Origin of the sequence: Natrialba asiatica DSM 12278, from assembly GCF_000337555.1 — an archaeon.
GTDB classification, from domain to species: Archaea; Halobacteriota; Halobacteria; order Halobacteriales; family Natrialbaceae; genus Natrialba; species Natrialba asiatica.
On the sequence record NZ_AOIO01000003.1, the window covers coordinates 313,969 to 340,420 of the forward strand.

The 26,452-nt window shown below is 63.5% G+C and carries 22 protein-coding genes; 3 read left to right on the plus strand and 19 right to left on the minus strand.

The genetic code is table 11. The annotated features are described in order from the left end of the window. Nucleotides 1–11: 11 nt before the first annotated feature. Nucleotides 12–1,079, minus strand: a complete 1,068-nt coding sequence (locus C481_RS01315) for an ATP-binding protein (protein WP_006106966.1) — start codon at nt 1,077–1,079, stop codon at nt 12–14. Between the two features lie 102 nt (nt 1,080–1,181). Here C481_RS01315 and C481_RS20945 point away from each other — a divergent pair, with 102 nt between their 5' ends. Together C481_RS20945 and C481_RS22520 are read left to right on the plus strand one after the other, a co-directional pair. Continuing rightward, nucleotides 1,182–1,694: a DUF7382 domain-containing protein gene (locus tag C481_RS20945; protein WP_083860867.1), complete on the plus strand. Its 513-nt coding sequence runs from the start codon at nt 1,182–1,184 to the stop codon at nt 1,692–1,694. A gap of 169 nt (nt 1,695–1,863) precedes the next feature. Then, nucleotides 1,864–4,095, plus strand: a complete 2,232-nt coding sequence (locus tag C481_RS22520; RefSeq protein WP_241434615.1) for a CARDB domain-containing protein — start codon at nt 1,864–1,866, stop codon at nt 4,093–4,095. Between the two features lie 19 nt (nt 4,096–4,114). Here C481_RS22520 and C481_RS01325 read toward each other — a convergent pair whose 3' ends face one another. The 14 genes from C481_RS01325 to C481_RS01390 all read right to left on the minus strand — a co-directional run bounded on the left by C481_RS01325 (nt 4,115) and on the right by C481_RS01390 (nt 19,117). Continuing rightward, a complete protein-coding gene (locus C481_RS01325) occupies nt 4,115–4,819 on the minus strand; it encodes a MinD/ParA family ATP-binding protein (protein ID WP_006106969.1) in 705 nt (234 codons plus the stop codon). Then, complete coding sequence (locus C481_RS01330; protein WP_006106970.1) at nt 4,816–5,193, minus strand: DUF7857 domain-containing protein; 378 nt, start codon at nt 5,191–5,193, stop codon at nt 4,816–4,818. Before C481_RS01330 ends, C481_RS01325 begins: the two co-directional genes overlap by 4 nt. Nucleotides 5,194–5,217: 24 nt before the next feature. Beyond that, nucleotides 5,218–6,381: a hypothetical protein gene (locus tag C481_RS01335; protein ID WP_006106971.1), complete on the minus strand. Its 1,164-nt coding sequence runs from the start codon at nt 6,379–6,381 to the stop codon at nt 5,218–5,220. Continuing rightward, complete coding sequence (locus tag C481_RS01340; protein WP_049904296.1) at nt 6,378–7,616, minus strand: hypothetical protein; 1,239 nt, start codon at nt 7,614–7,616, stop codon at nt 6,378–6,380. Before C481_RS01340 ends, C481_RS01335 begins: the two co-directional genes overlap by 4 nt. Before the next feature lie 6 nt (nt 7,617–7,622). Continuing rightward, nucleotides 7,623–9,056, minus strand: a complete 1,434-nt coding sequence (locus C481_RS01345) for a DUF7125 family protein (RefSeq protein ID WP_006106972.1) — start codon at nt 9,054–9,056, stop codon at nt 7,623–7,625. Nucleotides 9,057–9,139: 83 nt separating this feature from the next. After that, nucleotides 9,140–10,024, minus strand: a complete 885-nt coding sequence (locus C481_RS01350) for a cobalt-precorrin-4/precorrin-4 C(11)-methyltransferase (RefSeq protein WP_006106974.1) — start codon at nt 10,022–10,024, stop codon at nt 9,140–9,142. After that, nucleotides 10,014–10,904 carry a cobalt-factor II C(20)-methyltransferase gene (locus C481_RS01355; RefSeq protein WP_006106976.1) on the minus strand — a complete coding sequence of 297 codons (891 nt, stop codon included), beginning with the start codon at nt 10,902–10,904 and terminating at the stop codon, nt 10,014–10,016. Before C481_RS01355 ends, C481_RS01350 begins: the two co-directional genes overlap by 11 nt. After that, nucleotides 10,901–11,506: a precorrin-6Y C5,15-methyltransferase (decarboxylating) subunit CbiT gene (gene cbiT, locus C481_RS01360; RefSeq protein WP_006106977.1), complete on the minus strand. Its 606-nt coding sequence runs from the start codon at nt 11,504–11,506 to the stop codon at nt 10,901–10,903. The genes C481_RS01355 and cbiT overlap by 4 nt, the downstream gene beginning before the upstream one ends. A gap of 65 nt (nt 11,507–11,571) precedes the next feature. Further along, nucleotides 11,572–12,141 (minus strand): lamin tail domain-containing protein, encoded by a 570-nt coding sequence (locus tag C481_RS01365; protein ID WP_006106979.1) that lies wholly within the window; start codon nt 12,139–12,141, stop codon nt 11,572–11,574. A gap of 188 nt (nt 12,142–12,329) precedes the next feature. Beyond that, complete coding sequence (locus C481_RS01370; RefSeq protein WP_006106980.1) at nt 12,330–12,854, minus strand: hypothetical protein; 525 nt, start codon at nt 12,852–12,854, stop codon at nt 12,330–12,332. Between the two features lie 299 nt (nt 12,855–13,153). Further along, on the minus strand, nt 13,154–13,366 hold the full coding sequence (locus tag C481_RS01375) for a hypothetical protein (RefSeq protein ID WP_006106982.1): 213 nt from the start codon (nt 13,364–13,366) through the stop codon (nt 13,154–13,156). 53 nt (nt 13,367–13,419) lie between these two features. After that, nucleotides 13,420–16,704, minus strand: a complete 3,285-nt coding sequence (gene fdhF / locus C481_RS01380; protein WP_006106984.1) for a formate dehydrogenase subunit alpha — start codon at nt 16,702–16,704, stop codon at nt 13,420–13,422. Further along, nucleotides 16,697–18,301, minus strand: coding sequence for an NADH-ubiquinone oxidoreductase-F iron-sulfur binding region domain-containing protein (locus C481_RS01385; RefSeq protein ID WP_006106985.1), 1,605 nt, complete (start codon nt 18,299–18,301; stop codon nt 16,697–16,699). Before C481_RS01385 ends, fdhF begins: the two co-directional genes overlap by 8 nt. A gap of 120 nt (nt 18,302–18,421) precedes the next feature. Then, the gene (locus C481_RS01390; protein WP_006106986.1) at nt 18,422–19,117 is read right to left on the minus strand and encodes a TMEM165/GDT1 family protein; all 696 of its coding nucleotides are present in this window, start codon (nt 19,115–19,117) and stop codon (nt 18,422–18,424) included. 348 nt (nt 19,118–19,465) lie between these two features. Here C481_RS01390 and C481_RS01395 point away from each other — a divergent pair, with 348 nt between their 5' ends. Then, nucleotides 19,466–19,804 carry a DsrE family protein gene (locus C481_RS01395; RefSeq protein WP_006106988.1) on the plus strand — a complete coding sequence of 113 codons (339 nt, stop codon included), beginning with the start codon at nt 19,466–19,468 and terminating at the stop codon, nt 19,802–19,804. A gap of 159 nt (nt 19,805–19,963) precedes the next feature. Here C481_RS01395 and C481_RS01400 read toward each other — a convergent pair whose 3' ends face one another. The 4 genes from C481_RS01400 to C481_RS01415 all read right to left on the minus strand — a co-directional run bounded on the left by C481_RS01400 (nt 19,964) and on the right by C481_RS01415 (nt 26,422). Continuing rightward, nucleotides 19,964–20,668 carry an SDR family oxidoreductase gene (locus C481_RS01400; RefSeq protein WP_049904297.1) on the minus strand — a complete coding sequence of 235 codons (705 nt, stop codon included), beginning with the start codon at nt 20,666–20,668 and terminating at the stop codon, nt 19,964–19,966. 219 nt (nt 20,669–20,887) lie between these two features. Beyond that, nucleotides 20,888–21,676, minus strand: a complete 789-nt coding sequence (locus C481_RS01405; protein ID WP_006106992.1) for a cobalt-precorrin-7 (C(5))-methyltransferase — start codon at nt 21,674–21,676, stop codon at nt 20,888–20,890. After that, a complete protein-coding gene (locus tag C481_RS01410) occupies nt 21,673–22,422 on the minus strand; it encodes a precorrin-8X methylmutase (protein WP_006106994.1) in 750 nt (249 codons plus the stop codon). The genes C481_RS01405 and C481_RS01410 overlap by 4 nt, the downstream gene beginning before the upstream one ends. Beyond that, a complete protein-coding gene (locus C481_RS01415) occupies nt 22,415–26,422 on the minus strand; it encodes a cobaltochelatase subunit CobN (RefSeq protein WP_006106995.1) in 4,008 nt (1,335 codons plus the stop codon). The genes C481_RS01410 and C481_RS01415 overlap by 8 nt, the downstream gene beginning before the upstream one ends. Between the last annotated feature and the right edge of the window lie 30 nt (nt 26,423–26,452).

Consider the following 26,452-nt stretch of genomic DNA (forward strand, 5'->3'; position numbering starts at 1 on the left):
CTGCATAGCGATCACTCACGCTCACCCGCAGCAGCGACGACGTCTCGCGCCCGCGGACTCCCGCCACCGTGTGGCGTGTCCCGAAGCCGAACCTGCGCCGCATGGATCGTCTCCGTCGCATCATCGATGACGACAACCTGTCCGGGATCGGTCGGGAGCCGATTACCAAGTGATTCGTTCATATACGTCGGCTGGGCCGCGTTCAAGGCGTCCAGATCCGCCTCGGCCGTCAGCCGATGGGAGAGCAGGATGTCGGACTGGGAAATCGCAGTCTCCGTCACTGAACTCGGGCGCTGCGTTGCGAGGACGAGGCTGACACCGGGGGCGCGCCCACGGGTAAGAATCGTGTGCAACGCCGGCTCCGCGACGCCGTCGAAGAACGTGTGCGCCTCGTCGATCATGAGCCACGGCAACCGGTCGATCGTTTCGTCGATCCGAGCACGATAGAGCGCCTCGGCAACGCCGCGGCAGATCGCGTTCATCGGGGCCGAATCCAGCCCGGAAACATCGAGAACGGTAACCGCAGCGCTTGCGAGTTCAGCCGTGCCGAGCCCGTCGGGGTCGAACACGTCCCACGAGTCCGCGAGCGCGAGGTGATTCGTCGCCGCCCGTCTGTCGGTCTTCGGTGCGTCAGCCGTCTCGATGTGGTGTTGCATAGCCGCCAGTGATGCCTTCGCCTGGGCCGCCTGCCAGACGAGCCCCCCGGCTCCGCTTTCGGGGGACAGCCCGAGCAGCGAACACCACGACCGCGGATCGAGAACATCCGCTGTCACCGCCGGCTTTGCAACGGTGTCCACGGGGACTGCCTCACCAGCGGCGGATTCGGCGAGCGTCGAAAATACGCCCATCGGATCGACGATAACAGGTGCAACGCCCTGCACCCGGGCGAGTTCCTCCGCAACGACGCCTAGCGTGAACGACTTCCCGTAGCCGCGTTTCCCGACGATCAACATTGCGTGTGGCCCGTCGAGATCGACGTGCAGTGTCGCCCCCTCGCTTCCATCGAGCGCTCGATACCGCCCAAGATGGCCCGTCTGTTCGGTCTCAGCGTTTGCACCGCGACCGATAACGAAACTCATAGCGAGCGTTCGCTCGCTCTCGTACTTGAAGTTTTACCCGATCATATAAGTTGCATCATTTGCATAGTAAAACTTTAAGACAGATTACGAGCCAACAGGGGTATGGGCTCGAAACGCCGCCCACAACTGAACTCGGTCTCTCCGGGCGATCGTCGTTCATTTGCAGACGATGATCGTGCGATTGAGGGGTTACCGATTCGGCTCGTGATCGCACTCGTTATCGGTGTTGTATCATTAGGGATAATGCTACAGATATTAGGAGGTATTGATACGTTTGAAGGGGATACAGAGGTGGATGTAGAGTTTGAGGATGATGTTATAAATATTGATGATGATGAGCATTTGAGTGAGTTCACTATCTCAGTCGTTGATGAAGACGGGAATGACGTTACAGACACAACTGTAATTGCGACTGCAGGTGATGCACAAATGGATGGCACGATGGTCGGTAGTACAGGTGAAGATTCTAATAAAGTAAAATTTATATTCGATAATAAGAATCTTCGTCTTCCACCAGATCAAGATACTGGAACAGTTGAATTTAAGCTGCAGCCGCCATCTGGGACTAATTGGGCCGATGAAAATCCTAATAATGAACTCTTGGTAGTTGGATAATAGTACGGGTTGTCAAATCACATTGATTATAATATATTTTATAATTAGGCATTGTATTTTTATAATATTAGTATGAGTTAGTCCCACCACATATAGAAATATTATAGTGATAGTAGAAAAGACATTCGGTGTGAAAGATTTAACAATAAAAGTGACAAGGAGTGTCCTGATGGTCTCTCTCGCGATGTTTATCATTAGTTGTGGTATTGCTGGAATAGCAGGTGCAAATGAGGGAATGGATCTTAGAGAATTAGATGGAAGTGGAACAGAAGATGATCCATATATCATTACCACTATAGAGGAATTGCAATTAATAAACCAAAATCTCGAGGCACATTATGTACTTGGCAATAATATCGATGCTAGTAATACGAGTTCTTGGAACAGCGGGGCTGGGTTCGAGCCAATAGGCGACGGAGATATTGGCGATCGATCACAGACTCCCTTTAGTGGATCATTCAACGGACAAGGTCACACAATTTCTGGACTCATTATTGATCGGCCGGGGGAACACTTTATTGCACCATTTGGAGTTGTTACAGGAACCGTAGAAGATGTGTACTTGAAAGATATTGAAGTCTATGGTACTGAACGCCGAATTGCAGGTTTAGCAGGAGATAATCTCGGTACAATTCAAGATGTGTCTGTTACTGGAACAGTCGAAGGAGAGGATCTTTGGGTTGGTGGACTCGTTGCACGTGGCGACGAAAGAGCAACAATCAAACGTTCAATGGCAAATGTTGGCGTTAAGGGCGAAGAGTATGTCGGTGGTTTAGTAGGTGATAATAATGAGCAACAGATAGTCGAATCATATGCAACCGGTAATGTCGAAGGGGTTGACGGTGTTGGTGGTCTTGTTGGATGGAAAAAGAACGGAGAGAATATCGCTCAGTCGTATGCTACTGGGGATGTTTCTGGAGAGGAACGGACTGGTGGAGTAATTGGAGCGCTCGCCGGACCGATCAGTGATGGCTATGTGGTAAATACTATCGATGGAAATCCTAGTAAAACAGGGGCGATATATGGTCTAGAATCCGGCGGATATCAACGGTTGGATGCTGTTGTATCCGATTTCTATTACGAAAAACCTACGAATTACGACGGAACTGGTGAGGGAGATGATGTCGGAACAGGACTATCTAAAGAAGAAATGACCGGTGCAGATGCCAAGACGAATATGGATCTCGACTTCGAGAACTTCTGGGCTGCGACAGACGAGTATCCGATCCTCCAGTGGCAGGTCCAAGATGTCGATCTGAGCGTCTCACAACCCGCTATCGGCGAGGGAGAAACGACCAGCGTTACGGTTGAACTCACACTGGACGATGGCTCGACTGTCACCGCATCCGAAGTTGCTAACTACGATTCCGAAACAGCCGTCGCTTCTGTCTCTGATGGAACGCTTCAGGCGAACTCCGTCGGCCAGACAGAACTCACGGCAACTGTCGCCGGTGAGAGCGATAGCGTGACCGTAGAAGTCCTTGAGCCGCCGAACATCGAGTTCAGTGACGCTGAATTCGGCACGGAAGCGGCTGTCGACGGAACCACAGTCGAGGCGGCTGTCACCTACGAGAACACCGGCGGACCTGGTTCAGAAACGGCGGCAGTCACGGTCGACGGTGAAACGGTAGCAACAAAAACCGTACACGTCGATGCCGATAGTGAGACGACCGAATCGATCCAGTGGACTGCACAGCGAAACGGAACGGTTGCGGTGGATGGTGAACCGGTCGGAGAGCTCTCCATCGTCGCTCCCGAAGCAATAACGCTCGAGTCGATTTCCCTTCCAGATGAAGCAGCACAGGGCAGCGACTACGATATCGAACTCGAGTTCAATAACACGGCGTCGCACCCGGTTGTGGACACGGTCGAACTCCGCGTGAACGGAACTGTCGAAACGACGGAAACGGTTGAAATCGGTGCAGGTGAATCAACGGAGACGGTCACGTACGCCTACGACGAGCAGGGGATCGCGACCCACGTCGTCGACCATCACAGCAACGATGCGACGGGGACGGTACGCATCATCGCGCCCGCAGCGTTCACACTCGACGGACTCGATGCGCCCGAGACGGTGACGAACGGAGAGGACGGTTCGGTATCCGTGACGGTGACGAATACCGGTGGGGCGTCGGAGACGCAGGAACTCGACTTGCTCGTCGACGGTGAACTCGTCGATACGCAGTCGGTGACACTCGACAGCGGCGGCTCGGAGACGATCGAGTTCACGCCAGCGTTCGACCAGCAGGGGGAGATCGCGGTCACGATCGCATCGGCCGACGACGAACTCGAGACGGTGGTTGAGAGTACGGCGGCGGCAGACGACGGCTCGCCCGGCTTTGGTGGGGCTGTCGCGCTGGCTGCGATTGTCCTTGCGACGGTCGTGATGCGGCGGCACTGAGCGAAGAAATAAACAGTTTTTAGACAGTTGTGGCTCGGCCGGAGAGTCGGTCTGCAGTCCGTTCGAGTCGGTCGGCAATCGAGTGATAGGCGTCGACGGCCTGTGCGTCGGCGGCGTGATCGCGGACCGGCAGCCAGCGCGCCTGTGCGTCGGCGACGGCCTGTTGGGAGGCAATAATCGTGACCTCGACACCGAGCATTCGGCTGATTTTATCGGCGATCTCGCCGTGGGAATCCCGATCGGCCTTGTTGAGGACGAGTGCAGCAATCGGCGTCTGGAGGGCATCGGCGAGGGATGCCGTTCGAAACGCGTCGACCAGTGCTGATTTGGCCGGTGTCGTAACGAGGATCGTCAGATCGGCACTCCGAAGTTCGATCCCGACATCGCGAGCGAGGCCGGCCGGACAGTCGACGACGACCGTTCCCCACTCCCGTTCGATGCGTTGGAGGATCGCATCTAGATTGTCGAGTTCACGCGCGGCGGCGCGAGCGCCGGCGAGGGTGCGCCCACAGGGGAGGAGCGTAACGGGTCCGATCGTCTCGACCGCCGCAGTCGGGTCGACGCGACCGGCGAGAACGTCGTGGAGATCGGGGCCGGTCCCTGGCGGGAGGTCGGCAGTCGTGAGATCGGCGTCGACGGCGACGGCATCGAGTTCGCGGGCGAGGTTTAACGCGGTCGTGGATTTGCCGACGCCACCTTTGCCGCCGGCGACGGCGACGATCATGGGTCGAGAGCGGGAGTGCGTTCGAGAATCTTGCTCGGCGGACACCACGTATCGAGTCCTGCGAGGACTGTTTCGGGTGACCGGATGCGATCGTCTGTAGAGCGAGTGCTCGAGACGACGGTTACGAGTGGGTCGGTTGGAACGGCGGGACTCGCAAAGCCGAGTCCCTCGCTTCGGTCGGGTCGGATCGTCGTTTCCCAGCAGTTGCCGGTCCAGCGAGGGTCGGCGACGCCGTTGGGCCGGGCCGGCCAGATCGGCCCGTCGAGGCGGTGTTCGAGTCTGACTGTTTGTGGCGTCGAATGCGTGTTCGTGAGGACGACTCGGACTGTCGTCACCCCGTTCGTTCTGTCGGCGCTCGCTTCGACCGTAACCATGGCGATGCTATTTCGCGTTCCGATTTAAACGCTCGACCGTGGAGGGGGACCGTCATCAGTTGGTGCTGGATCGAACGCAGTCAGGTCCGTCGGTGAGGCAAGCACCCAGAGTTCATCTTCGGATTCGAGCGTCTCGTTGTCCGCCGGGAGCGGCAAGTGGTCGTTGCCGCGCTCGATGACGAGAACGCGTCCGGGAAGCCAGCCGGTGAACTCGCCGACGAGCGGGCCGTCGGAGTCGATCGAGAGCGTCGTGACGGTTTCCTCGACGGTTCGTAGCGTCGAGGCGAACTCGTAGCCGTCGGTCGGTTCGTCCGGGTAGGTAAGCAGCCGGTAGCGGTCGTCGGCTGGAAGTTCGTCGGAGAGGGTCGCGTCGACGATGACGGTCGCGATAGAGCGAGTCATCGTTCGAAGCGTGCCGGTCGCGATGAGTTCAGGTTCAGTGTGGTCGTCTGTCGACCAGATTGCGACGGGATCGCCGAGGCTGGCATCCGGAGATGGATCGGCTCGAATCGCGATGGCGACGGCTCCGCGGGGGACCGTCGATCCGAGTCCGGTGGACTGCTGGCCGACGAGAACGCGGTCGACGGTGCCATCGTCGGCGAGCGTCACGGCGGCATAGCCGACGTCGTAGTCGCGTTCGATGTGTCGTTCGAGGCGCTCACGGCGTGCTGTCGTCGTCAGTCCGTGCGGGAGCCTGATCGTCGCGCCTGAAAGTGCTCTGTGGACGGCCGGATCGACTGCCTGGTATCCGGATGCCGTTGCAATCGGTTCCGGCAGTGAGATTTCGACGGCGAGCCGAGCGGATCGGACGGCAGCCGCGGCCTCGCCGTTCGCATCGATCCGCTCGATGTCGGCGACCTGACAGGCGATCCGATCGCCGAGGCGACCGCCGGCCGTCGCAGCGATACCCCCCAGAAGCATCGTTCCGAGCAGGTAGCCGGCGCTGAGACGATGATCGAGCGGGACGGCTCCGAGAAATGCCCCGGATGCAAGAGCGCTGCTAGAGAGAACGCCAGCAACCGCCGTGAGTCCGAGGAACGCGGGAATACCGGCCGGCGGCGATCGTGTCGATAGCCGGCGGTAGCCCCCCGCCGCGAGCAGCCCCGCGGTCGCCGCGAGCAACGCCGTTCCGACGAATCCGACCGTTGCTTCCCGGGCGAGAGAGACGACGAGTTCGGGATCGATCATCGGTTCACCTCGAGTTGTGGCTGTGGTTGTGATTGTGATGTAGACTGTAGCTGTGATTGTGAGTTGGACTGCGATTGTGACCGTCTCTCCTCACAATCGGGCTGGGGCGAGCCAGCCACAAACGCCCGGTCTGCACCGTGGGGAACCGGGTCATCGGCGCTGTGTTGCCAGTGCCAGTCTTCAGCCGTTCGCACGCCGATCGTCGTTGCTGGATCGAGTTCAGCGAGCGCGGTATCACGGACGGTGATCGGACGGCCGGCGTTGTCGAGGATCGTTGCGGCCTCGAGTGCGTGGTTGTGGGTGGCGTCGTCACTCGGCTGCACCGCGATCCGGTGGTGAGTCGACTCGAGGAGCGTGTCGGCGGCGGCCGTCTCGACGGCGACGGTCAGCCGGCGGTCGCCGCCGTCGGTACCGATGGCCGCTCGCTGCGTGTCGGCGGCAGGCGCGACGAACTCGTGATCGGTCGCGTCCTGGGTTTCGTCGTCGATAGCGAGGGCCGTTCCCTCGACCGTCGTTTCGTCGCCGCTAATGAGAACGCGATCGCCGGGTTCCAGGCCGGTCGGGAGCAGCCCGGTTACCGTTACCGCCCGGAACCCGTCGGCGAGGGTCGTCGCGACGCCCTTGGACGGCGGAGCGGCAGCGATCGTCGCTCGCCCGCGGCCATCGACGGCGACGCGAACGGTGGCGAGTCCGTGGTCGGTTCGAAGGCGGCGCTCGAGACGGTCCTCGAGTTCGGCGAGCTGAAGGTCGGCGGGGAATCGCCAGGCACCGTTTTCGAGGGCGGTCCGGAGGGCGGGTGAGAGCGGTGGATAGCCGTCGAGCTCGCGGATCGCACCGGTCGGCCGAATTGTGACCTGTCCCATCGCGTCGACGGCGTCGATCGCGTCGGCGGACAGCGCCTGCCCGCGGACGATGGGAAACGTTCGGTCCTGCGGGAGTGCAGTTGCGATCCGCGCACCCTGGCTCGTGGCAAAGACGCCGAGCACGCCGGCGATGACGCCGACAAACGCGAGTCGAATCGCCTGTGCGAGGACGGGACCAGAGCCATGGACGCCACCGAAGACGACGATCGCAGCCGCGATCGCAGCCGCGAAGAGTCCGGTCGCGGCGGGTACCGATCGGTCTCGAGCGAGACCGACGCCTGCTGCAATCAGGCCGAACAGGACGGCGGGACCGGTGCCCGCCAGAAGGCCGTACGAAACGCCAAGCAGTGATTCGTATGGAAGGTCGACCATCGTGGCTCACCCCTGTTCCGTCTCCGCTTGCGGTGCATCCGGCCGTGGACGATCCGACTGCGGCGACTGCCCTGGGTCGTCCGGTGATGTCTGCTCGGCGCGCGGTGGCGACTCGATCGGTTCGACTCCAGCCCCGTCGCTGAACTCGAGTTCGATCGTCCCGACGACGGAGGCGTCGTGACGGTACTTCGGAATTCGGAGGGAGTGCGTACTGGTGGTGCCGGTCGCGGTGAGCGTATTGGACGTATCGGCGGGCTCGGAATCGGAACCGCCGAACTCGAGTTCGAACACGGCATCGGCCAGCCGAAATGTCGCGGATCGAGTTGCTCGATCGTCTGTCCCGCCGAGACAGTGAAGGATAGCGATACTGTCGGTCTCGGCCAGTCGGTCTGTGAGCGTATCGAGAAAGGCGACGTAGGCCGATCGGTCCCGGCGTTCGAGTTCGTCGATCGGATCGATAATCAGCGTGGCCGCGGTCGGAAGCTTTCCGATCAAGGACGTGGCGTCGTCGAAGGAATCCGGGCCGGTGACGCGTCTGATCGTCGGGGTGCCGGTACCGACGGCGGTCGACTCGAGTTCGTGACGGACGGTCGTTCGTGAGCGATCCGTCGAGAGGAACAACGTTCCGCGGACGGCGGTCGCCCGGTGGAGGAGCCGTTCGCCCTGGCTGGCGGGCGGACTGACGAATGCGACGAGCGAGCCGGGTTCCAGGCCGCCGCCCAAGTGCCGGTCGATCGCATCCGTACCGAGCGGGAGTCGGTCGTCGGCGTACGTCTGCAGCGCGCGGTCGGCCGGTGACTGGGACGCCAGTCGAGCGACGGCGTCGTCGAACGCCGCCGCGACCGCATCGTTGGCGAGCGGCGACGGGCGGTCGGGAACGCAGCCGAGCAACGGGACCCCCTCCCAGCGGGTCGCCGGTTCCGGCACCGCCGAACACCGGTTCAAAAGAGCGCCGTAGATGGGGACGCCGAGTCGGCGAGCCATCTCGATCGTCGTCGCTGCGGCCGTGAGACTCCGTTCGGAATCCGTGGCGACGACGATGACGCCGTCGGCCTGCCGCAACGGGTCAACGACGCTCGGGCCGGCTCCGGACGGACAGTCGAGGAACACCTGTACGCTCTCGGTGTCGAGGTGTTCCGCGAGCGAACCGAACTCGAACGCCTGGTCGGGCGTCGGGGCGGGAACGATACCGACACCGGACGCACGAGGGTGTTGCTGTGCGCCGTCGCGGATATCGGTGGTTTCGGACGCGGCAGCGCGATCGACGAGCGTGGCGAGCGTCGGCTCGCGGTCCGTCTCGGTCATCACGTGCAGATTCGGCAGTTGGCGATCCGCGTCGATGGCAAGCACCGGGGTATCGGCTCTGGCGAACGCCTCGGCGAGGCCGAGCGTTATCGTGGACTTCCCGCAGCCGCCTTTCGAGCCGGCAATGGCGATCATAGCCCGGGCTATTGCGGCATCCGTTTTGAAGGTACGGACCGGCTGCCCGGAACCGAAACTGACCGTCGTCGCCGGCCTCCGCCTCAATCCGGCGAGTTCGCCCCGCGGTTCGCCCAGTCGCCGTACAGGTACGACCGTTCGTAGCCGGCACCCGTAACGGCGTCGCCGATGACGACGAGCGCGGAGGCGCGATAGCCGGCCTCTTCGACCCGGTCCGCGATGTCGTCGATCGAACCGATAAGCACGTCCTCGTCGGGCCAGGAGGCGTGGTAGATCACCGCGACGGGCGTCTCGGGATCGTGGCCGTCCGCGAGCAGGCGATCCATCGTGTCCCGGACGGCGTGGGTGCCGAGGTAGATACAGGTCGTGACGTCGCCCATCGAGATGAACTCGGAGATGTGATCCTCGTCTTCGCTCAGGGTCTTGCCCTGCGGCCGGGTGAACGCGACGTGGTTCGAGACCTCGTTGAGCGTCAACTGCGTTCGCATCGTGGCGCTCGCGGCGAACGCCGACGTGACGCCGGGGACGATGTACGTCGGGACGCCCTCGTGCTCCAGCGCGTCCATCTGCTCGAGTGCGGCCCCGTAGATCGCGGGGTCGCCGCTGTGGAGGCGGACGACCTGCCGACCGTCCTCGTAGGCGTCCCGCATCAGCGGCACGAGTTCTTCGAGATCCTTCCCGACCGAGTTGACGAGGTCGGCGTGGCCGCAGTAGGCGTCGAGGAGGTCGCTGTTGACCAGCGAGCCGGCGTGGACGACGAGGTCGGCCGCCTCTAGCAGTTCCTTCCCGGCGACGGTCAGGAGTCGCGGGTTGCCGGGGCCAGCGCCGACGAAGGGAACCCCGTCCTGGTCGTCGCCGGCGCTGTGTGCGAAGATGCGATCGTCGAGGTCGTCGCGGCGGCGGTCGCTCTGAGAGTCGATCGCGGTCTGTGGGTCGGTTGCGGTCGGCGATGCCGTGTTATCGCTCATCGGCTACCCCCGTGGTTCCGTGGTTGGCGTCTCCGTGGTCGGCGTTACAGTCGCCGCCCGCACAGCCTTCAGCCCGTTCGAGTGCAGCGAGTTCGGCGGCCGAGAACTCGCGGCCGCCGTCGGAGCGGACGTTCGCGTCGGCGGTATCGGATCCGTCGGGAGTATCGGCGTCGGTCGTCTCGCCGGAGACGGCGCTAGTATCGAAGGCTGCCGTCGCCGATTCGACGTCGAGGGATTCCTTCTCGGCGTAGGCGAGCGTGTAGTAGTCGCGCTCGTCGAGTTCGGTGGGATCGTCCGTGGTGACGGTCTCGCCCTGCTCCATGAACAGGCGGCGGCCGTAGGTCACGTCGTAGCCGGCCGCGACGAGGCCCTCGTGGGTGGCCGGCGCGTCGGTGACTTTGAACAGGATCATGCGGTCCGGACCGGTCGGACTGTGACCGGCGGCGGCCTCGCGGAGCGAGAGTCCGGCACCGGCTTCGATTTCGACGCCGAGTGCGGTCGCGAAGGCCGTCACGGCGCTGACGCCGGGAACGATTTCGAGGTCGACGTCGGGGTGGAAGGCGTCGATCGTGCGGCGCAGATGACCGAACGTCGAGTAGACGTTCGGGTCGCCGAGCGTCACGAACGCGACGTCGCCAGCGGTCGCCTTCGGGGCGACTTCAGCGGCGGCCTCCGTCCAAGCGGTGCGGAGTTTCTCCTCGTCTTTCGTCATCGGAAAGTCCAGGTCGCCGATTCGCTCCTCGGGGACGTGCTCGAGGGCGACGGTTCGAGAGAGCCGGCCGGGGGAGTAGACGACATCGGCAGTCTCTAAGATTTCCTTCCCGCGAACCGTAACGAGATCGGCCTCGCCGGGGCCGAGTCCGACGCCGTAGAGGGTCATCGGGTCGTCCCTCCCGAGCGGGCTTCGGTTTCAGTCTCGGTCTCGTCCGAAGACGGGGTCGCACTTCCGACCAGCATGTAGACCGGGTTGTCCGAGTTGAAACTCGTCGCACCGGCGAGTTCGTAGCCGTGGCTCACCTGGAACTGGACGACTTCCTCGAGCAAGTCGCGCTCGCGGAAGGCGGCGGCCGCCCGCCCGGCGACTTCGAGTCGGGAGACGTTCATCACGATGCGGTCGACGCCCGTCTCGGCGGCGTGGTCGAGGACGGCCTCGAAGTTGCGGCTACCGCCGAGAAAGAGCGCGTCGGCGTCGGCCGGCAACCCGTCGGGCGCTTCCGCGTTCCGGAGTTCGACGTCGGCGCGTATCGACGCGTCGTTCGCTGCGAGGTTCTTCTCGGTCGTCTCGAGTCGCTCGGCTTTCCGCTCGAGCGCGGTGACGCTGCCGGCTCGTTTGGCGGCCTCGATGGTGACGGCACCCGTACAGGAGCCGACCTCGACGAAGTGGTCGTCCGGCTCGAGTTCGAGTTTCGACTGGACGACGGCGCGGACCTCGGACTTGGTCGGTCCGGCCTTCGCGTCGTGCGGGAGCGCGATGGATGGCATCACCTGTGGCAACAGTCGCCCGTACTAAAACAATTTTGTTTGGAGTAGGAAAAGTTCGTTTGATTTCACGGCCGTCCGTGTAGACACTCGATCGAGTCCCCAGCGTCGTCGGTAACGGACCCGCCGTCGCAACCGCCGTTTTCGTAGTGCGCAGCGGAAACGCGAGCACCCGCCGCGTTTCTCACGCGGACCGTTCCGCCGTCGCCAAGCACCGGTAACTCGTCGTCGAAACCGGCGTAGCGGAGGTACGCCGGAGGGCTGGACAGAAGCGTCGCGTCGGTTCCGTCTCGGCTCGCGAGCACGAACTGTGCGCCCGGTTCGAGGACGAGATCGGCGATTCGATACGTCCGATCGTCGGAGTAGGCGACAACGTATCCGGACACGTCGACTGCGTCGCTGGCGTCGTTCCTGAGGACGAGATACTCGCCGTCGATGAACTCGCGGTCTCGGTCAGCCGCGTAGACGCCGGCGAAACGCACGTCGACGGCGTCGGCTCCGGCGGTGTCGGTATCGGTATCAGTACCGGTCTCGTCCTCGGTCGGCGCTGACGCACGATCCCGACCGAGTTCAGCGAGACACCCGGCGCTGCCGATGACGCCGAGCGCACTCAGGGCGAGGAGGTCGCGTCGTTGCATACCGATTCGGAGGAAAGAAATCGGGAAAACCGTTGGGGAAGGACAAACGGTTATTTCAGCTATTACGATTCAGGTGGTAGTAGTAATGGCAGTAGCACCGACCAGCAGCAAAGCACAGTACGCACTCTCGAGACGATAGACCGACGGAGATCAGGCGGACGATCAGTTAGAATCGAAGAGCGCGATCGCTACGCCGTCCGTTTTGTCCGTTCGTAATACCAACCGCCGAACAGTCCAAGCGGGATCACCAGCCACCCGGCGGCTGCCAGCGCCATACCGAAGCCCCGGGGAACGCGCGATACCACGGCGATCGTTGCTTCCAGGAGTTCCAACTCACCCTGGGCGAGGGTCAAAAGCGGATTGAACAGCGCAGCGCCGAGTGTGCCCCCGAGGAGACCGAAGATCGACGTTATCGCGCCGAGAAATGCGCCGGAGCGAGCGGGATTCGCGTCCGAGTACGCGTACCGCCAGCAGAGCGTGCCACCGACGAACGCGGAGGGAATTGCGAACGGAACGTAAAACAGGGCCGAGATGAAGACGAATCCGACCGTGTGAGAAACGGTTCGAGTGGCAACGAGCAGAAAGGTGCCGCCAAACCACAGGAACGCAGCCAGAATCCCGGTCACTGCCATCGCGACGCCGCCGCCGATATCCCGACGAGCGGTGAACGGAACTCGGTCGGACTCGTCTCGGCGGTGCGCTGGGCGGTTCATACAGAGAGGTCCCTTCGGAAATGTATCAATACTTCGCCATCGATCACAGTCCCCCTCTAAAACGGTGCAGTGAATCGAGTTCGGTTGCGCGACGTGGATCGAACGACTCTCGCGACGACCACCGCCGCGACGAGACCCGTGCTGATGAGAGCACAGCGACAGAGCCACGGTGATGAGATACCGGTATCGGGTTCGCTGCTGGCCGCCTGTGAACTCGTTCTCGTCATACGCCATCGGTCCACGACGACGGCCTTATACTCTAGCCGGCGATTCGCCGACGAGTCGGCTCGGACCGGTCGCTACGTCTGCTCGGGTTCGTGGAGGATCACTTCGTCGTCGGTGATCTCCTTGATCGACTCCGCGTCGATATCCTCGTCGTGTTGGGTTTCACCGCCCCCCATCAAATCGACGTAGATGTGCCCCTCGTCCACCTCGGCGATAGTCCCCATTTCCTGGCCTTCGTCCGTGGTGACGGACTTGCCGACTAGGTCGTCCGTTAGTTCGCGGTCCATAACCGCATACGGGCCGGCCGGGCGAATAGAGCTACTGCCTGCGCTCTCACCCGTCAGTCGTCGTCCGAGTACGTGCCCGGCGACGTTTCGCCCGGCGTCCCGATCGGTTCGGTATCGGGATCGGGACCCATCGAACTGACCCGGACGCTCGCCATTTTGTAGTCCGGGATCCGGCTCACCGGATCGAGTTTTTCCTGCGTGAGTTCGTTGACCGCGCCCTCGGCGAAGTGCATCGGGATGAATATCTTCCCGGGGGCGGTGCGCTCGGTCACCTTCGCACGGACGACGATGGACCCGCGCTTGGATTCGACCTTGACGTACTCGTCGTCCGCGACACCGATCTGCCCGGCCGTCTGCGGGTGGATCTCCGCGTAGCTCTCGCCGACGTGGCCCATCAGCCCCTCGCTTCGCCGGGTGAGTTGGCCGGTGTGCCAGTGGTACAGCACCCGTCCCGAGGTGAGCGCGATGGGGAACTCCTCGTTGGGCAATTCCGTGGGGTCGCCCAGATCGGCGGGAACGAACCGCGCTTTTCCATCCTCGAAGTTGAACTCGTTCTCGTAGAGGTACGGCGTTCCGGGGTGGTCCTCGTCCGGACAGGGCCACTGCAACCCGTCGCCGTTCTCCTCCAGTCGGTCGTGGGTGATGCCGCCGTAGATCGGCGTCAACTCGTTGACCTCGTCCATGATGTCGGTCGGCGAGTCGTACTGCCAATCGAAGTCCATCCGTCGGGCGAGGTCCTGTAAGATCTTCCAGTCCGCACGCGCCGATCCCGGTGGCTCGACCGCCGGACGGACCAGTTGCACGCGCCGTTCGGTGTTCGTGACGGTGCCGTACTTCTCGGTGAACGTCGCCGCCGGGAGGATGACGTCGGCGTACTCCGCGGTCTCCGTCACGAAGATGTCCTGGACGACGAGAAAGTCGAGTTCTTGCAGGCTCTCTCGGGCGTTCGTCACGTCGGGCTCCGAGATTGCGGGGTTTTCCCCGATGATGTACATCCCGCGGACGTTGCCCTCGTCGACCTCGTCGAATACTTCCGTGACGCGAAGCCCAGGTTCGTCCGGCGGGCGGACGCCCCACTCCTCCTCGAACTGGTCGAGTACGTCGTCGTCGGTAACGTCCTGATATCCCGGCAGGTTGTCGGGGATCGTCCCCATGTCACCGCCGCCGCCCTGGACGTTGTTCTGTCCGCGGAACGGCGACACGCCGGCGTTCGGCTTGCCGACGTGCCCGGTCACGAGCGCGAGATCCGCGAGCGCAAGCACCGTCTGGGTGCCGTAGGTGTGCTGGGAGACGCCCATCGCCCAGCCAAACACGCACGAATCGGCTTCGGCGATCGTTTCCGCGGCGTTCGCCAACTCGTCGGGCGAGACGTTCGTGAGCTCTTCGACCTTCTCGGGGGTGAACGATTGGACCTTCTCCTCGACGTCCTCGAACCCTTTCGTGCGCTCCTCGATGAACGCCTCGTCGTGCAGATCGTTCTCGATAATGTGGCGAATCATCCCGTTGATCCACGCGATGTCGTGGCCGCCCGCCGTGCGCGTGAACTGGTCGGCGTGCTCGGCGAGTTCGATCCGCCGCGGCTCGAAGACGAACAGGTCCGCCCCGTCCCGCACGTTCTGCTTGAGCTTCGTCGCCAGCACGGGGTGGCTCTCGGTCGTGTTCGATCCGGTGATGAGATAGCAGTCGGCGTTGCCCACGTCCTTGATCCGGTTCGACATCGCGCCGTAGCCCATCGTCTGTTTCAACGCCGCGACGGTCGAGGAGTGACAGAGCCGCGTGCAGTTGTCGATGTTCTTCGTTCCGAGCACCTGGCGGGCGAACTTCTGCATCAGGAAGTTCTCCTCGTTGGTCGCCTTCGACGAGGAAAACACCGCGAGCGAGTCCTGGCCGTAGGTCTCGCGCGTCTCGCTCAACTCCTCGACGACCCGCGAAAGCGCCTCGTCCCACGACGCCTCCCTGAACTCGCCGTCCTCCTTGATCAGCGGCGTCTCGAGGCGCTCGTCGCTGTTGGCGAAGTCGTAGCCGAACTTGCCCTTAACGCAGGTCGAATAGCCGTTCGCCGGCGTGGCGTCCGGATCGGCCGGCCGCGTTCCGAGAACCTCGTCGTCCTTGCCGTACAGATCGAATCGACAGCCGACCGCACAGAAACCGCAGGTAGTCTCGGCTTTGTTCACCCGCTTGAGCCGCTGGTCGCCCACCGCGTGGCCGATGTCGAACAGCATGCCCTCGGGGAGCGAGTTCGCCGCGACGAACTCGGCCGTGTGTTCGGTCCCCTCGAGTACCATCTCGGCCGTTTCGCGGGCCTTCTCGCTGGCCAGTTTGCGCGTCCGGCCGGCCTGTTGTTTCGCTCGGGACATCATCTTCGCGACGCCGGACTTTCTGGCGACGTTTACGTCCGTCGGCGATCGGCCGGAAACCGCACGGTTCGGCGCTGAACTCGTCTCGCTCGTCTCGGCCCGCTCGCCATGGATCACCCGGCCGACCGAGTTCTCCTGATCGAAACCGGGCAGCGGCAGCGTCGTCATATCGGTGAGTCCTTCTTCGACGATCGACCCGGTCGGACAGACCGTCGCGCAGTGGCCACAGGAGATGCAGTTCGAGTCGGACATCGTCTCGGCCTCGCTCTGGAAGCCGATGCGGGTATCGGGTCCGTTGCCCTCCATGCGGAGCACGCCCGCGACCTGCACGTCGCTGCAGGCCTCAACGCACCGGTTACAGAGAATGCACTTGTTACGGTCGATCTGGATGAACGACGACGTCGAGTCGATCGGTTCGTACTCGTCGCGGTCGTCGAAGACGCCGTAGCGCGGGTGCTCGACGCCCTGCTGAATCGACGCATCCTGCAGTTCGCACCAGCCGTTTTTCGAACACGTGGTACATCGGAGATTGTGATTCGAAAGGAGGAGGTCCAGGTTGACGTCGCGGGCCTCCATCGCGTCGGCCGTGTCCGTCGCGACCGTCAGGCCGTCTTCGGCCGGGAAACTACACGACGGAACCAGGCCGTACGCGTCCGTCTCGACCATGCACGTCCGGCACTCGCTCCTCGGTCCGATCTCGTACCGGCCGTGATCGCCCGAGTCACCCTCGTCACCGCGCTCGTAGTGACAGAGCGCGGGTACGTCACGGTGGGCGTCGGTTCCCTCGATGGCGTCGAGGACGGTCGATCCCGGGCGCATCGTGAGTCGCTCGCCGTCGACGGTAATCTCGGTCGCGGTCGTCGTCACGTCGACGTTCGGATCGTTCGCCGTCCCCTTGTTGAAATCCTCCGTCAACGGCGTCTCGGGCTGGGGATCGTCGATATTCGGTACGTGCGGATGCGGGTCGTTGTAGCTACTCATGAGCGGTAGAGCCGGGTCGTCGCGGTTCGGTTCGAGATTCGGTCGCCGCCCGTTCCTCGCAGAAGCCGGCCGGGCAGTAGCCCTCCGTGTGGGCGGTGAACTCGCTGTCGAAGTTCGACATGGCTGTCGTCGTCGGACGCGAGGCGGTCCGTCCGAAGTCACAGATCGACGAGCGACGCATCACGCGGGCGAGTTCCTCGATCATGCCGCGGTTGTAGTCGCCGTCGTAGATTTCGCGGAGGAGTTCGAGGAGCTGTTTGGTTCCCTCGCGGCCGGGAACGCAGCGCCCGCAGTTACCCTCGCGGGCGAACTTCGCGCGTTTCCCGGCGAACGCGACCATACACCGATCGTCGTTGAGTCGTTCGACGATGCCGTTGGTACCCAGGTTCGATGAGCGAAGCGCCCCCGCACTCGGCGAGACGCGAATATCGCGGGTGATGCCGCCGAAGACGCCGCCGACGCAGGCGGCTTTGAACTGGCCGTCGCCGACGACGGCGTCGAACGCCGTTTTCAGCGAACCGTCGGTGGGAAGTTCGACCGTCGCCGGTGATTCCACGTCGCCGTCGACGGAAAGAAGCCGCGTCCCGGGATCCGCCTCGTCAGTCTCCATTGCCCCGGGTGACGCGAGGGCTGCCCGGACCTGAGCGAGCGTGCGAGGCGTGTGAATCGCCGTCGGACGGCCGAAGAGGCCGTATTCCGCAGGACCCGGTGGGCGACGACGCGCTTCGAGCCGGTCGTTTCCTTCGAGCGATTCGAGCGCCATCGTCATCTCTCCCGCTCGGTACGTGTCGGGGCCGCTTGCGACCTGTACGTTCAGATCGACACCGTCGACATGCCGATCGATCGCCCCTGCAGCCCGCTCGACTCGCTCGCGCGCTAGCGTGTCCGATTCATCGAGGTAGACGACGATATCGGGCGTCTCGAGGAGCGACGCGACGACACTCGCTCCGTCCAGTACATCGATCGGGACGCTCTCGAGCAACAGCGAATCCATCCGCGCGTTCTCATCCGCCTCGTTCCCGTTGACGACGACCACCGGATCGCCGGGTGCCTCCCGAACCGTCGTCCACGTCTCCGAAACCGGATCGTCCGTGCTTCCATCGCCGCGCCCACGGCCGCGAAGTCCGAGCTCGGCGAGTCGGTCGAACGCCTCGTCCGACTCCGTGGTAGTGGTAACGAGTTCGGCGCTGAACTCGTAATCGGTGACGCTTGCCGGAGCGACCCACCCACACCGGGCGAGTGCGACGTGCTCGCCGACCGCGAGCGGCCCGGAGTCGGGACGTGGAAGCGTCGCCGGTTCGGGATCATGCGAAACGACGGCATGAGCGCCGTCGGTTGGTGACTCTCCCTCCTCGAGCGTATCGACGAGCAGCCGGACGTCGCTTGGCGAGACGGCGGTGTGAAACGCGGTCGTCCCGTCGGCGGTCGTCACCGCGAGCGGTTCGAACCGCGGGACGCCGACGGGGCCGACTTCGACGACGTGCGTCTCCGTCGCCGTCTCGCGCGCAACGTCGAGCACCGCCTCCGGAGCGGGCGTTGCAGAGCTACTGACTCGAACGGTTGGAGACTGGCCGATCGCGCCCTGCTGTTTACGCATAGCTATTCGGTTCACAGAGATGTCTAAAAGCATAGTGCAGACGCTTGCCAGCAAGCAGTGATGCCGAGCGAAAAGCGGGAGGAGAGTTGCGAGTTCAGTGACGGACGACCGACGCTGGACTCAGACGAGCGAGAGGAACAGCGACGTGATCGTCTCGATGATCGTTTCCCAGATGGAGACGGACGTAACGAGTTCGAGAATCGTATCGAGGCCGAAAAAGAGGAAGAGTGCCGCACCGGCGAAGTGGGCTCGCCGCGCGTCGAACCGGTGGGAGAAGCGATGGAAGAGAATCGCGTTCACGGCGCTCACGGGGATAATTGCGAGCATCTCTCCGGCCCAGATTGCGGGGTGGGCCCCGTACTGTACCGCGAGCCCGATCGTGACGAGTTGCGTCTTGTCGCCGAACTCGCCCGCGGTCATCAGGACGAAAATAGGGGCGAACCCGCGGAAGTATGGCGGAATCTCGTGACCAAAAACGGAGACGTCGATGTCATCGGTCTCGGTCGTTCCACCGTCGGGCGTGATGGCGGTCGCGTCCCGTTCTGGTGCCGACCGAACGAGCAGGACGGCAAAGAATAGGAACAACGCCGCCGTAATGGCGTTGAGATAGACGGGCGCGAGGATCCCCTGTAGCGTCGCACCGAGAAGGATTTCGAGCACCGTCCATCCGGCGAAGGCGCTCCCGGCGGCGGCGACGACGACCCAGGGGCTATAGCGGGTTGCCAGGCCCGCAATGATGAATTGCCCCTTCTCGCCGGGGAGCACCGACAGCTGGAGGACGAACGCGCTGATAAATATTTCGAGCCAGCCGGTCATCCGTGGAACTGCCCGGAAGGGAGAACTCGGTCATCGACGGTACCACGCATACGCTGATTTAGACGGCTCTAATTTGTATCCTTTGTGGAGCAAAGCATTGGCGACAGGATAGCAGTTCCAGACCCTAAATCCGTCCTGAGCCGATGATAGAACGATTTCGTATCGACCGACTGTGACGCGACGGCGTCAAGGCCCGCATAATCGTTTCAGATGGTATCACTCGCCACGCGGATCTATTCGTAAGTCAACGGTCGATCGCACCGTGATCCGAACGCTATCGACAGGACTCACCTGTACGCTGTTTGCAAGCAGCAAGGCTTCAATCGTCCCGGGTGTCAGCTATCGTGTATGCAAACCGTCGTGCACCTCCTTTCCGGAGACGAGTCAGAGCAAGAGACGTCACTCGCGATCGCACAGAACCTGCTAGACGACGAGACGGGCAGTATCGACGACGTTGCGATCGTCGTCCAGGCGGCGGGGATAAACGCGGTCAAAGCGGGCGAGGATAACGAAGAGCAAGTACGCGAACTGCTCGATAGCGGGATTTCGGTCAAGGCGTGTAGCAACACGCTCGACATGATGGACCTCGACGAAGCCGACCTCGTCGAGGGAATCGAAACCGTTCCGGAAGGCGCCGTCGAAGTGACGCGGTTGCAATCGGAAGGCTACGCGTACGTCCGTCCGTAAGGAGCGCGGAGTTCTTTTGCAGACCGACCCGCGTGACTCGTGGCAAGTACGGGCCGAATAGGTAACAGGGATAGTGCTGAACTCGATTCCGCGAATACCGTTCGAGATGACGATATTGATCAACACGGCGTACGAGTACTACGGAAGAGCCTGCGGCGTCTAGACGGACGCTGTAAGCCCCCCATCGACGCGGATGTTCTGGCCGGTGACGTAGCTCGAAGTGGGTGAGAGCAGGTACGCGACCGCGTCTGCAATCTCTGCGGTTTGTGCCGGTCGTCCCATCGGGATTCGCCCTCTCGTTTCCTCGTCGACGTCGTAACTATCGACGAATCCGGGCTGGACCGTATTCATCCGGATTCCACTCGCTGCGTATTGATCGGCGTAGAGCTTCGTGAAACTCCCGAGTCCAGCCCGAAGCACCGATGACACGGGGAACTCACTCGACGGTTCGAACGCCGAGAACGTGGAGATGTTCACGATCGAGCCGTGACCTTGCTCTTCCATGATCGGTGTGACGAGTCGCGCCATCCGGACGGTATTCAAGAGAACGAGATCTAGCCCCTCGTGCCACTCCTCGTCGGAGATTCCGAGGAGGTCGCCGGACGCCGGGTGACCCGTATTGTTCACGACCGCGTCGATACGACCGTACCGCTCGGAGGTCGTCTCGACGAGGGCTGCCAAGTCATCGGGATTCGTCACCGATCCCTCAAACCCGTCTCCGCCGAGGTCGTTCGCAACGTCAACGGCGCTACCCGACCGCGACAACAGAACCGGCGCGTATCCCTCCTCGTTGAGTCGCCGAGCACAGGCTTCTCCGATACCGCTTCCCGCCGCTGTCACTACCGCGACTTTCGTATCATCCATACAACTACTACCGGAACCACACTCATAAAAATACTCTCAGCACGACCCGCTGCAAGCGCTTCTCTCATCGTTTCGCGTTCGATCTGCACGCGTACCGAACCGGGACCCAATTCCGTTCCGCATCCTGAATACCGGAACTTCATTTCAACGATTGTAGTAGCAGAAATCCGGAATCCGCCGACGAAACACCGAACCGCAACCGGATTGCGGCCGGCAGGCTTACACCGGCCGTCGAACCGCAAGCACGACGAGGTCGGAAAACGGCGTATCGTCTCTCCCCGATCCACCCGCGAGTTCAGCGAGTTCGGCGAGCGTGAATCGACGAATCTGCTCGTTTTCGTGGGTGAGTCGTTCGAGTACCAGCGTTTGAAGATCCGGCTCGGCACCGTTTTCGAGCAGGAATCGGGCGATATCGCCGGGCATCCGGTCGAACGGGCGCGGCAGCACGAGCAGGTGTCGCTCGCCGACGCTCGCGGCGAGGCGGTCCATGTCGGCGGTCAGGTCGCCGCTTTTGTGCAGCGTGACGAACTCGGTGTCCTCCATCGGCGTCCGGGCGCGACTCGCGGCCACCTGTAGCGAGGAGATGCCCGGAACGACCCGGACCGGTCGGGCGGGATCGTCGCGGTGGACGGCGTCCTGTACCTTTCCGACGAACTGATAGCCCGAGTGGTTGGGATCGCCCATCGCGACGGCGACGCCCGTCTCGCCGGCCGCGACGCGCTCGGCGAACGACGACAGCGCGGCCGCCTCATCCTCGTACCCGCAGGTCAGGAGATCCGTCTCGTCGTCCGCCAGCTCCGCGACGAACTCGACGACCGTCGTGAACCCGACGACGACATCGGCTTCCCGAACGGCCCGCTCGCCGCGAGGCGTGATGAACTCGGGGTTCCCGGGTCCGACGCCGATGACGCGGACCGGGTCGGCGGCCGATGCGTCGCGGTCGGTCTCCGGGTCGGCAGCGGCGAACGTCGCCGGATCGGGACCGGCGTCGAGATTGTAGTCACTCATTCACCGGCTCCCGAGCTATCGAACTCGAGTTCACCCGCGCGAACGTCGGCCGCGACGTGGATCAGTTCGTTGGTCAGCGCAGCGGCGAGACCGCTGCCGCCGCGGCGGCCGACGTTCGTGATCGCCGGAACGCCGACGGCGTCGCTGACCTCGCGTACGCGTTGGCGGCTCTCCTCGGCTTTGACGAAGCCGACCGGCGTCGCGACGACGGCGGCGGGACGGGTACCGTTCTCGATGCAGTCCGCGAGCGCGAACGCGGCCGTCGGGGCGTTGCCGACGACGGCGATCGAGTCGTCGTAGACGCCCTGGGTGTCGAGTTCGAGCACCGAGGCGGCGGTGCGGGTCATGCCGGTTCGCTCCGCTAACTCGGCCCCGTGGCCGATCGCCTTTCGCTTCTCGCAGTCGTGGCCGCGGCCCGTGATGCCCGCCATCGACATGGTGATGTCCGTGACGATGTCGGCCTCCGCGAGGACGGCCCGCGCACCGGCGCGAACGGGGGCGTCCTCGTCGTCTCCCCGGTCGTCCTCGCCGGTAAACCGAAGCAGGTGCTGGAACTCGATGTCGCCCATCGAGTGGACCGACTTCTGTCTGATGCGATCCGCGAGCGTCTCGTCGGGGACGAACTGCCGGACGATGTCCATGCTCGTCTCGGCGATGTCCATCGCGTTCTGGGTCGTCGCGCCGAGGTCGGCGTACTCCTCCCGGCTCTCCGTCGTAGCGGCGGGTTGCCCTGTCCCGTCAGTCATCAGTCGACACCTCCGCACCGACGGCCTCGTTCGTCGTCCGCTCCTCTAAGTCGCCCTCGACCGAGAGGTTGAGATCGCGCACGCGGTCTGCGGTCTCCGCGTCGGCGTCCCAGAGGTCGCGATCGATCGCCTCGAGGAGCGTCTCGGTGATGGATTCGAGCGCCCACGGGTTGACCTCGCGCATCCACGCCTGCCTGTCGGCGTCGAAGGCGAACTTCTCGGCGACCTCCGCCCAGAGCGTATCGCTCACGACGCCGGCCGTCGCGTCCCAGCCGAGGGTCACGTCGACCGTCGTCGAGAGGTCGCCGGCACCCTTGTAGCCGTGTTCTTCCATGGACTCGAGCCAATCCGGGTTCAGGACGCGAGCGCGCATCGCCTTGCGGACCTTCTCCTCGTTCGTGTAGACGTCCACGTTGTCGGGATCCGAGGAGTCGCCGACGTACGAGGCCGGCTCTGCGCCGGAAATTTCGGTGACCGCGGAGATGAACCCGCCGTGGAAGGCGTACCAGTCCGAGGAGTCGAACTCGTCTTGCTCCATCGTGTCCTCGAGTTTGACGGTCGCGTCCACGTTCGACAGTCGCCGTTCGAAGGCGTCGTGTGCCTCCGAGACGCGGCCGCGAGAGCCCATCGCGTAGCCGCCCCACTGGACGTAAACGTCCGCGAGGTCGGCGCGGTCGTCCCAGTTGCCCTCGTCGACGGCCTTGTTCGTCCCGGCGCCGTAGCCGCCGGGCGTCGTGGTGAAGACGCGGTGTTTGGCCGCGTTTCGGGCGTCGGATTCGTCGAGTCCGTCGGCCTCGAGTTCAGCTTGCTCCTCCTCGACGTGCTTTTTCACGTAGTTCATGTCGTGGGGTTCGTCGAGGTCGACGACCGCGTCCACGGCGTCGTGGATGACGCCCGCTGCGGCCGGGAAGGCGTCGCGGAACAGCCCGGAGACGCGCGTCGTCACGTCGATCCGGGGCCGATCGAGTTCGTCCAGCGCAATCGGTTCCACGTCGTCTATCCGACCGGCGTCGGTCCACTGCGGTTCGACGCCCATCAGTGCGAGCACCTGGGCGATCGTCTCGCCGCGGGTGCGCACGGTTGGGGTTCCCCAGGCGACGACGCCGATCTCCTCGGGGTACTCGCCCTCTCGCGGCTCCGTTTCGTCGCCGTCGTCTCGCGGCTCTGCCGCTCGACTGTCTGCGGAACTTCGTTCCGCGCTACTCGCCTCTTCCGCGGCGCGTTGCGCTGCGCTCTCATCGCGGTGGCGCTCGAGCACGCCCTCCGCGACTTCCTTCCCCACTTGCCAGGCCGGCTTCGCCGGGACCTTGCGCGGATCGAGCGTGTAGAAGTTCCGCGCCGTCGGGAGCAGATCGACGCCGCCCCGCGTGGGCGCTCCGGATCCCCCGGGCGGGACGTACTCGCCCGAGAGCGCGTCGGCCGTCCGCGGAATCTCGTCTTCGGCCCCCTGTACACGCGGCTCGGCTTCGTCGCAGATGTACGCGAGAACCTCGCGCAGGTCGTCGTGCGCACCCGAGTTCGCCCGCGCGTCGCCGAGAGTGTCGATATCGACGACCAGCAGATTCATGTTCACCTCGTCTTCCGCGCCCGCGGTACGCTCCGATTCGGGAACGTCGAACTCGTGTGCGGCGAGCGTTTCGACGAGGTCGACGCTCGTCTCGTGGACCGCGTCGGCGGCCTCGGCGTAGGTCATGCCGAGCGCGTCGTCGTACTCGCCAGGGGAATCGAGCATGGTCTCGTAATCGACGCCGAGCACGCCGGCGACGCTCTCGCGCAGGCTCGGCGCGCCGGGATTCTCGAGTCGGGTCAACGCGACCAAGTATTCGACGAGGCGCTCGCCCGCGGGTGGTTCGGACATCGTGTGCAGTCCCAGTCGGATCTGGGTCGTCTTCACGTCGGTGAGGTACTCGTGGATGCGCTCGACGAGGGCGTCGATATCGAGGGCGTCGCCGTCGACGGTACCTTCGGCGAGCGTCGAGCCGGCTTCGTCCGGGCCGCGCACGTCGGCGCGCTCGTCGATCGTGCCGGAAACGCCGAGTTCGACCGCGAGGTCGAGTTCGTCGACCGTCTCGCGAATCAGCGTCTCGAGGTGCTCGCCGTCGTCGGTGCGCGCATCCTTCATACCGGCCTCGCGGTACTGATTCGCGAGTTCTTCGAGTTCGGAAAGCTCGTCGTACGTGCCCGCAGTTCGCATCACGGGCGTCAGGTAGTCGACGATGGCGGCGTAGGAGCGGCGCTTGGCCTGCGTTCCCTCGCCGGGGTTGTTGATGATGTAGGGGTAGACGTTCGGAATATCGTCGACGAGCTGATCGGGCGCGCTCGCGCCGTCGAGACCGACGGTCTTGCCGGGCAGCCACTCGAGGCTGCCGTGCGTGCCGAGGTGGACGACCGCGTCGGCTTCGAAGGCGTTCCGGAGCCAGCCGTAGAAGGCGTAGTAGTCGTGGGGCGGCTGGAGGTTCGAATCGTGGTAGACCTTCGAGGGGTCCATGCCGAACCCGCGCGGGGGCTGGACGGTGACGAGGACGTTTCCGAACTCGACGCCGGGAATCGCGAACGGGCGGTCGGGGACATCGCCCCACTCTTCGAGCACGTTCTCCTGAAAGCCCTCGTCCGCCGACTCGAACCACGCCGCGTAGGTCTCCGGCGAGACGACGTCGACCGACAGGTCGCGAACGTCCTCGGGTGCGACCCAGCGGTCGTCGAGGGTGAGCTGTGCGGTCAGCTTTTCGACGAGCGACTGCCCGCTGTCGGGCAGTTCTCCACCGAGGTCGTAATCCCGGGCACCGAGTTCGGCGAGGAGGTTGACGGTCGATTCGGGCGAGTCGAGGCCGAATGCGGTGCCGATTCCGTCGTCGCTCGGCGGGTAGTTGTGTAGGACGACGGCGACTTGCTTGTCTTCGTTCGGCGTATGCTGGAGTGCGGCCCAGTTGACGGCCAGTCGAGTCGCGTGATCGATCCGGTCCTCGATCGGGAAGTGGTGTTTCGGCGCGGAGCCGATGCCGGCCTCGTCGTCGGTGCGTTCTTTCCCCGAGATGGGGTGGGTGATGACGTTGCCGTCGAACTCGGGAAGCGCGACCGAAAGCGCGAGTTCGAAGCCCATCACGCCCGTATCGCTCGACGAGTAGCGCGAGCGCGAGCGCATCGTGGTGACAGTCTGGAGGACGGGGACGCCCAGGCGGTCGAGGAAAACGTCTTCGGCGCTCGATCCTTCGTCGCTGGCGCTGCGGCCGCGCTCGTCCATCGAGAGGGAGAACATGAACGACGAAAGTACGGCGTCGACGACTGACTCGCCCGAATCATCGAGAAGCCAGTTGTCCGTCACCCACTCGGCGTCTTCCTGCGCTTCCGTATCCGTGGCTGGGTTACAGAAAATGGGAAGGGCGTTCGCGCCCTGCGCCTCGAGCGCCCGAACCTGGGCGTCAACGTACCTGGTGTTCTCGTGGGTCCAGTGGGATTCGTAGAACCAGACCGCGACCGTCGGCCGCTCGGGATCGTGCGTCTCGAGTAGCTCTTCGTATTCGATCCCCGGGTGATCGGGATGGTAGACCCCCTCCGTGGGAAGCGCGGTGGGCTCGTCGAACTCGCGCTCGCGGTCGCCCGCGTCGGCGAACTCGGCGGCGAGGAACCGACACACGTTTGCCGCGTTGACCGTTCCGCCCCGCTCGAGGTACTCGTAGACCCGGTCGCGGCGGTCAGCGTCAACCGTCGTGTCCTCGAACGCGAACGCGTCGCCGGTCGATTTGACGATCAGCGGGACGTTCGCCGACTCGAGTTCAGCCGTCGCGTACTCGTAGCCGGGCATGCTGTCTGCAGCGCCGTGCAGCCAGAAGATCGCCGCCGCGGCGTCGCTCAGTTCCTCGACGAACTCCTCGATCGCGGCCTCGTCGTCCAGGTCGCTCTCCGAGCGAACGACCAACTCGATGTCGTCGAGGCGCTTGGCCGCCCGCCCGATCGATCCGAGCTCGTTCTCCGTCGCAGTGTAGATGCCGATCCGTGTCATCGTGTTTTTAAATCTCTATTGTATTAGCGC